We start from the raw sequence: 452 nt of genomic DNA on the forward strand, positions 1-452 counted from the left end.
GATGCCCATGCCGGTCTTGGAGGACACGGGCACGAAGGGCGATTCGCCGCCGTACTCTTCGGGCACGACTTCCTGGGCCACCAGTTCCTGCTTCACGCGGTCCGGGTTGGCATCGGGCTTGTCGGCCTTGGTGATCGCCACGACGATCGGCACCTTGGCGGCCTTCGCGTGCTTGATGGCTTCCTTCGTCTGCGGCATGACGCCGTCGTCGGCGGCCACCACCAGGATGACGATGTCGGTCGCCTGCGCACCGCGGGCCCGCATGGCCGTGAAGGCCTCGTGGCCGGGGGTGTCGAGGAACGACACCATGCCGCGCGGGGTTTCGACGTGGTAAGCGCCGATGTGCTGCGTGATGCCGCCGGCTTCGCCCGCCGCCACCTTGGCGCGGCGGATGTAGTCCAGCAGCGAGGTCTTGCCGTGGTCGACGTGGCCCATGACGGTGACCACGGGAG

1 protein-coding gene is annotated in these 452 nt (G+C 68.6%); it reads right to left on the bottom strand.

Annotation, left to right across the window (positions count from 1 at the left end; translation table 11 throughout):
* The coding region (locus K9U41_RS23210) for a translation initiation factor IF-2 (RefSeq protein ID WP_282643194.1) at nt 1-452 on the bottom strand (452 nt) is incomplete at both ends.

This window comes from Xanthobacter autotrophicus (genome assembly GCF_029991245.1).
GTDB classification, from domain to species: Bacteria; Pseudomonadota; Alphaproteobacteria; order Rhizobiales; family Xanthobacteraceae; genus Xanthobacter; species Xanthobacter autotrophicus_C.